The sequence below is a fragment of the Teichococcus deserti genome (assembly GCF_001982615.1).
Classification (GTDB): Bacteria; Pseudomonadota; Alphaproteobacteria; order Acetobacterales; family Acetobacteraceae; genus Pseudoroseomonas; species Pseudoroseomonas deserti.
Genome location: NZ_MLCO01000495.1, coordinates 1 through 2,250, shown reverse-complemented (window position 1 = coordinate 2,250; position 2,250 = coordinate 1). Strand labels below are relative to the sequence as shown.

2 protein-coding genes are annotated in these 2,250 nt (G+C 79.2%); both read left to right on the top strand.

All coding sequences use genetic code 11. From position 1 onward, the window contains the following. Positions 1-601, top strand: a 601-nt coding sequence (locus tag BKE38_RS32630) for an ImuA family protein (protein WP_367596547.1), incomplete at its 5' end; no start/stop codon positions are given. Further along, complete coding sequence (locus BKE38_RS29440) at positions 598-2,181, top strand: Y-family DNA polymerase (protein ID WP_083747964.1); 1,584 nt, start codon at positions 598-600, stop codon at positions 2,179-2,181. The genes BKE38_RS32630 and BKE38_RS29440, both read left to right, overlap by 4 nt. Positions 2,182-2,250: the final 69 nt, after the last annotated feature.

Here is a 2,250-nt window from a genome sequence, read left to right as displayed (position 1 = left end):
AGGCGGCGCGGGCCAGGCCGCCGGCGGCCTGGCCCGCGCCGCCTTCCATGAGGTGCTGGCCGATGCTCCCGGCAGCGGCGCCGCCTTCTGCGCCACGCTGCTGGGCGCCAGCCTGCGCGGCCATGACAGCGGCATGGTGCTGTGGATCACCGCCGGCAGCGGCGCGCTGCAGCCCTGGCCCTCCGGCCTGCTCGGCTGCGGCCTGCCGCCGGAGCGGCTGCTGCTGGCCCAGGCGCCGCACTGGCCCGACGCGCTCTGGGCGATGGAGGAGGCGCTGCGCTGCCCCGGGCTGTCGGCCACCCTGCTGGTCGCCGGCTGGGCCGGGGAGCCGGCGCCGCTCGACCTGACCGCCACCCGCCGGCTGCAGCTGGCCGCCGAGGCGGGCGGCGGGCTCGGCCTGCTGCTGCGTCCGGTGCCGAGGCAGGGGGGGCTGCCCAACCCCTCGGCCGCCACCACCCGCTGGCGGGTGGCGCCGCGGCCCGACGGGCTGGCCGGGCCGCGCTGGTCGCTGACCCTGCTGCGCCAGCGCGGCGGCGCCCCGGGCGGACCCTGGCCGGTGGCCTGGCGCGGCGCCGCGGCCGGGCTGGTGCGGGAGCCATGACCACCGCCCAGGACGGCCCCCAAGGCGGCTCCCGCGACGACCCCCACGACAACCCCCACGACAACCCTGGTCTGGCTTTCGGCGGCGGCCGCCGTTTCCTGGCGCTGCACCTGCCCGACCTGCCCACCGACCGGCTGCGCCGGACCCTGCCGGAGCTGCCGCCCGACCAGCCGCTGGCCGCCTGGGATCGCCAGAGCAGCCGCCGCCTGCTGACCGCGGTGGATGCCGCCGCCGCCCGGATCGGGCTGCTGGCTGGCCAGGCCCTGGCCGATGCCCAGGCGATCTGCCCCGACCTGCTGCTGCATCCCGCCGATCCGGCGGCCGACGCCGCGGCGCTGGAGGCGCTCGCCCTCTGGGCGCGGCGATGGACCCCGCTGGCGGCGGCCGATCCGCCGGACGGGCTGCTGCTCGACATCACCGGCTGCGCGCATCTCTTCGGCGGCGAGGCAGCGCTGCTGGAGGAAGCCTGCGCCCGGCTGCGCGCCGCCGGCATCGCGGCGCGCGGCGCGGTGGCGGGGCAGCCGGGCAGCGCCGCGGCGCTCGCCCGCGCTCGGCGCGACAATCCGGTGATCCGCTCCGGCCAGGAGGCGCAGATGGTCGCCCCGCTGCCGATCGGCCCGGCGCTGCGGCTGGAGGGCAGCCTGCAGGCGGCGCTGTCCCGCCTCGGCCTGCGCCGGTTGGACGACCTGCTGCGCCAGCCGCGCGCGCCGCTGCAGCGCCGCTTCGGCCTCGGCTTCATGCAGGCGCTGGACGCCGCCACCGGCCGCCGCAGCCTGCCGCTGACCCCTGCCGTGCCGCCGCCCGACCTGCGCGTCACCCTCTCCCTGCTCGAGCCGGTGCTGACCCGAACGGGGATCGAGGCGGTGCTGGAGCGGCTGCTGGCCGCGCTCTGCGCCCGGCTGCATGGCGCCGGGCTGGGCGCGCGGCGGCTGGGGCTGACCGCCTGGCGCGGCGACGGCACGCTGCAGGCCCTGGCGATCGGCACCGGCCTGCCGACGCGCGAGCCGGCGCATCTGCTGCGGCTTTTCGCCGAGCCGCTGGGCAGCCTGCGGCCGGAGCTGGGCTTCGAGCGCATGGCGCTGGAGGCCTGGGCCGCCGATCCGCTGTCCATGGGCCGCCAGGCCGGGCTGCGGCTGGGGGAGGGAGGCAGCGCCGCGGCGGCGGAATCCCTGGCGCAGCTGCTCGACCGGCTGGGCCAGCGGCTGCGGCTGCGCCGCCCCGGGCCGCAGCCCAGCCATTGGCCGGAACGGATGCAGCGCGCCCTGCCGGCCCAGGCCGCGATCCCGCCGCGCCCGCCCGGCTGGGGCGCGGTCCCCGCCCCGGTGCTGCTGCTGCGCGAGCCCTTCCTGCTTGACCTTCCCGCGGACCTGCCGCCCGAGTTGCCGCTGCACCTGCCCTGGCGCGGCGGGCTGCAGGCGGTGGTGGCGCGGCAGGGCCCGATGCGGCGCGAGCCCGAATGGTGGCGCGCCCCGCCCGACACCCCCCCACGCGACTATCACCGGGTCGAGCTGGCCTCGGGCGAGCGGCTCTGGCTCTGCCGCGCCGGCGGGCGCTGGCTGCTGCACGGGCATCTGCCGTGACCTATGTGGAGGTCGCGGCGCGCTCGAATTTTTCCTTCCTCGACGGCGCCTCGCATCCGGACGAGCTGG

Bases quoted from the DNA above. Each gene is read 5' to 3' on its own strand.
- BKE38_RS29440 (WP_083747964.1), top strand. From the start codon at position 598: ATGACCACCGCCCAGGACGGCCCCCAAGGCGGCTCCCGCGACGACCCC.